Here is a 4600-nt window from a genome sequence, read left to right as displayed (position 1 = left end):
TCATTGGTTTGACCGTCCGGCCGCGCAGGCGGAGTTTCACCGGATCCTGAAGCCCGGCGGCAAAGCCGTCCTGATCTGGAACTCCCGGCTCACGAGCGGCACGCCTTTTCTGGAGGGATACGAGCAGCTGCTGAAGCTGTATAGTAAGGATTACGGTCAGATGACCCACAAAAACATATCCGGAGCGCAGCTGCAGCCGTTTTTCCGGGATGGGAATATGCATACCGCCGTATTTGGCAACCGCCAGCTGTTTAATGTGGAGGAACTGATCGGCAGGGCCATGTCGTCTTCCTATGTGCCAGCCGAGGGCGAACCGAACCATGACCGGATGAAGCAGGGGCTGCAGGAGCTGTTTGAGCAGACCCAGGTGGACGGGAAGGTCAGCTTCGATTACGAAACGGAATTGTTCTGGGGTGAAGTGTAACACACGATCGAATCGGTCCGGAAATGCGAAATGCCGCGGGTACCTGGCTAACTGGCGCAGGGCTCCGCGGCTTTTTGCGATATTTGAGGTTGTTCAAGATCATGAGAAATTAATAAATATCTTAGTCAGGCTGAACCATTTCTGCTTGCAGGTAAGTCTCCCGCTGAACGCGAACGCGGGCCCGCCTCATGTAAACCAGCTCGATGGCATATGGCTCCAAGTTTCAAGGATGCTTGCGGATAATCGAATCATCCTCTTCCATAAAGGGCCACGCCGGATATTCAATCGGCAGCCGACTTACCTCATCCAGACGGGCCAGTTCGTCATCTGTCAGCACGATGCCGCTGGCTTCGAGATTGTCCTGCAGCTGATCCGGCCGCTTGGCGCCGACGATTACGCTGGTTACCGCCGGCTGGTTCAGCACCCAGGCGAGGGCGATGCGGGCCACGGTAGACTCGCGGGTTTTCGCGATGTCCTCCAGCACGTCGATGATGGAATACGCTTTGTCTAAATCTACCGGCGGAAAAGCAAACTTGGTGTGCCGGTCCTCGCTGTTTCCGGTACGCGTGCGTGCGTATTTACCGGATAGGAAGCCGCCGGCAAGCGGGCTCCATACGAGCAGGCCCATGTTCTGATCCTTCAATACGGGAATGATCTCCCTTTCGATGTCACGGCCGGCCAGCGAATAGTAGGACTGGCTGCTTTTAAAAGCATGCAGGCCAAGTTCCCTGGAAATGCCCCGGGCTTTCATCAGCTCCCAGCCCGTCATATTGGAAGAGCCAATGTAGCGGACTCTGCCGCTGCGGACCAGGTCGTCCAGCGCCCGCAGCGTTTCTTCCCAATCGGTCAGCTGGTCCGGGTTATGGATTTGATACAGGTCGATGTAGTCCGTGCCGAGCCGTTTCAGGCTTTCTTCAACCTGGCGAATGATATGCAGTCTGGACAAGCCGAGGTCGTTCGGGCCGCTGCCCGTACGCCCCCTCACCTTGGTGGCGATAATGACGTCCTGCCGCTTCGCCCCAAGCGCTTTGCCGAGAATTTCCTCTGAGCGTCCGCCGGCGTAAATGTTGGAGGTATCAAAAAAGTTGACCCCAGCGTCGAGCGCCTGCCACACAAGCTGTTCAGCGTCCTGCTCTCCCAGCCCGCCGAAAACGCCCCATTGTCCGCCGCCGCCAAACGTCATGGCCCCCAGCCCGATCTCCGATACCAGCACGCCTGTATTTCCCAACAGATTGTATTTCATTTTTTATCCCTCCAGTTTTTTGTTTTAAGAGATCAGAATGATAAGCTTCAGTGGTCATATCATCCTGATCTCGCAAGGAAAACTTCCACCAAACGCGGTCTGTCTTTTGCGAATGTACGTCGATAGATGTTTTTGTTAAGAGATTGGAATTGATAAGCTTCTGAGGCCAAGCATCCTGATCTCGCAAGAAAAACTTCCGCTAAACGCGGTCTGTCTTCTTAGAATGTACGTCGATAGATGTTTTTGTTTAAGAGATCAGAATGAAAGCTTCAGTGGTCATACCATCCTGATCTCGCAAGAAAAACTTCCGCTAAAGGCGGTCTGTCTTCTGAGAATGTACGTCGATAGATGTTTTTGTTAAGAGATCAGAAATGATAAACCTCTGAGGCCAAACATCCTGATCTCGCAAGAAAAATCTGAGGCCAAACATCCTGATCTCGCAAGAAAAATTTCCGCTATACGCGGTCTGTCTTCTGTGAATGTACGTCGATGAATGTTTTTGTTAAGAGATCAGAATGAAAGCTTCAGTGGTCATACCATCCTGATCTCGCAAGAAAAACTTCCGCTAAAGGCGGTCTGTCTTCTGAGAATGTACGTCGATAGATGTTTTTGTTATATTGATGGAGACGGGGAAACCCGATCAAAGACGCAAAAGTGCGGGAATTTTTTGAAAAAAATTATTTTAAACGCAGGATAAATATAAAAATGCCGTGTACTACGGGGAAGGAGATGTCAAAATGCAGGAAAGACCAGCACAGGAAAAGGGATATGAACCGAAGCAGGTACACACAGCCGTGAACCATTCCGTGATGACGGAAGATCAGGCCGGATACACGGATGCTGCAGGATGGAAGGCCAATGGCTGCCAGCCGACGATCACGCCGGAAATGCTGTGGGATCAATATCACGAGCCGATTTCCGCTTTCGTCTCGCGCCGGATGAATCGCCACCCCGATACCGAAGATATCGTGCAGACGGTCTTCATGAAGGCTTACCTGCACCTGCCGGAACTGCAGGACCCGGATCGGCTTCGGGCCTGGCTGTATCAGATTGCCCGGAATGCGGTGACAGATCACTTCCGCAAGGTGAGACGGTTGGATGAGCTGCCGGAGCAGCTGCCAAGCTTGGTAGAAGAGGAAGACGAAGATTTCTCGCAGGAGGCGATCTGCGGGATGAAAGGCGTTATTCCTTACCTGCCGGATAAGTACCGGGAGGCGGTTGAGCTCTCCGAACTGAAAGGGATGTCGCAGAAGGAACTGAGCGAGAAGCTTGGTATTTCCTATTCGGGCGCCAAATCCAGGGTTCAGCGGGGCAGGGAAATGGTGCGGGAGCTGATGAACAGCTGCTGCACGATCCGGACTGACAAGTACGGCAGCATCATTGATTACCGTGTGAATTTGCCCAAACCGGTCGTCTACGGAAGGGTTGCCAAGAAGCCGGCACGGCGAAAAGCTTCGGCCCGGGCGGAGCGTTAACGTATTTGAGTGGGTCAGCGAATGTTGTTATTCCCTTCGTTGTAAGGAACACGTCACAATAATGAGTGGCGTGTTTTTTGATTTGAAGGGATATTTTACCATGGTGTCGAATCATACAAGGATTTGCCTAAATATGATATGACAAAGAGGGGTTATGAACTTGAACGTAACATGGAAAAGAAGGCTGTCCACGATTGCGCTGGGCGCCTTGATGATGGGTGCCGTCCCGACTTTCGGCCATCAGGCGGCTTTTGCCGACGGGGCTCAACAGTTGCAGATTAAAGACATCGCCGGCAAAAATACGTATCTGATGAGTGACGGCTCGATGTGGTCCATGGTCGACGGAAACCGGACCATCTATACGAAAGGCTCTGTCGAAGAGATTTCGGGGAACGTATACGAAGGCTTAGGCATTACGCGTGACGGCCGGTTGGTTGAATGGGATATCGGCATGAAGCCTCATGTGGTCGAGGGGAAAAGCGGAATCAAGCAGGTGTCCGGGCCGTACCGGCTTCAGGCCGATGGTACCGTCTGGGCCGGTGACAGCAAGCTGAAGAATCTTAGCGGCATAACGCTGATTGGCTACGGGGAGAAGGATTTTGCCGCGTTGACCCAGAGCGGAGAGCTGTTGTTCAAGGATCCGTACAAGACCGATCAATACAAAAAAGTCGGAACCGTAAACAATGCCGCATCGGTCAAGTCGATGGCCGTGCATGATGACCGCGTCGCTCTGCTGTACACAGGTGGAGAAGTCGTGGTCTATCAAATGTCGAACTTTGACGACAATGGCCGGGTTATCCCGGTAACCATTGCTACTGATGCGATACATATTTCTTATGTTTCCGCAGAACCAACCGACGTGCTGATCGTGACTCGCAAGGATGGAACCGTATGGCAGACGGGAGAATACTCCAACCGCTGGAAGCTGACCACACAGGTTCAGGGGCTGAGCAACGTGGTCAGGACGGCGGTAGATGCGTATAAGGATGACTTGGCTGAAGGCATTTACGCGCAGCGTGCCGACGGGACATGGGTCATCAGCAAGGACGGCGAGGTCCAGCCGGTGGAGGTGCCTGCCGTTAAGGCGGTGTCCATGTCCGTCTCCGATAAGAAGCCGTATGTTGGCGATACGGTACAGGTCGATATTCAAGAGACGTTTACCAACGGGGCCAAGCTGAAGGTTCCTCTGAAGGAAGCCCAGCTCGACATGGACAAGCCTTACCTACTGAAAGTGCAGCCTGACGGCAAGCTGAAAGCGGCCGGCGTAGGCGAGACGAAGCTGACGGTGACTTCTGGCAGCGTCTCCTCCAGCGTGACGGTGACGGTCAGCCTCCGCGATCCGTTGAAATATGCCAAACAGGTCAAGGGAACCGTATATCTTCCAGCCAAGACGGTATTCAAGGCGCTGGGAGGTACGGCTGAGGTATCGGGCGGAAATTGGAACGCTGCTCTCGGGGA

The 4600-nt window shown here is 53.2% G+C and carries 2 protein-coding genes and 2 pseudogenes; 3 read left to right on the top strand and 1 reads right to left on the bottom strand.

From position 1 onward, the window contains the following. Positions 1 to 424: pseudogene (locus CPT76_RS36915) on the top strand (SAM-dependent methyltransferase); the annotation flags it as partial. A gap of 223 nt (positions 425 to 647) precedes the next feature. On the opposite strand, the gene CPT76_RS01190 reads toward CPT76_RS36915, so the two are convergent. Beyond that, positions 648 to 1667, bottom strand: coding sequence for an aldo/keto reductase (locus tag CPT76_RS01190; RefSeq protein WP_105441661.1), 1020 nt, complete (start codon positions 1665 to 1667; stop codon positions 648 to 650). A gap of 737 nt (positions 1668 to 2404) precedes the next feature. On the opposite strand from CPT76_RS01190, the gene sigZ reads away from it, so the two are divergent. Together sigZ and CPT76_RS38675 are read left to right on the top strand one after the other, a co-directional pair. After that, positions 2405 to 3142: an RNA polymerase sigma factor SigZ gene (sigZ, locus tag CPT76_RS01185; protein WP_105441660.1), complete on the top strand. Its 738-nt coding sequence runs from the start codon at positions 2405 to 2407 to the stop codon at positions 3140 to 3142. Positions 3143 to 3302: 160 nt separating this feature from the next. Further along, positions 3303 to 4600: pseudogene (locus CPT76_RS38675) on the top strand (stalk domain-containing protein); the annotation flags it as partial.

The organism is Paenibacillus sp. AR247 (assembly GCF_002968895.1).
GTDB classification, from domain to species: domain Bacteria; phylum Bacillota; class Bacilli; order Paenibacillales; family Paenibacillaceae; genus Paenibacillus_AQ; species Paenibacillus_AQ favisporus.
Note: the sequence above shows the minus strand (reverse complement) of the source record. Positions and strands in the feature narration are given on the sequence as shown.

Bases quoted from the DNA above. Each gene is read 5' to 3' on its own strand.
- sigZ (WP_105441660.1), top strand. From the start codon at position 2,405: ATGCAGGAAAGACCAGCACAGGAAAAGGGATATGAACCGAAGCAGGTA.
- CPT76_RS01190 (WP_105441661.1), bottom strand. From the start codon at position 1,667: ATGAAATACAATCTGTTGGGAAATACAGGCGTGCTGGTATCGGAGATC.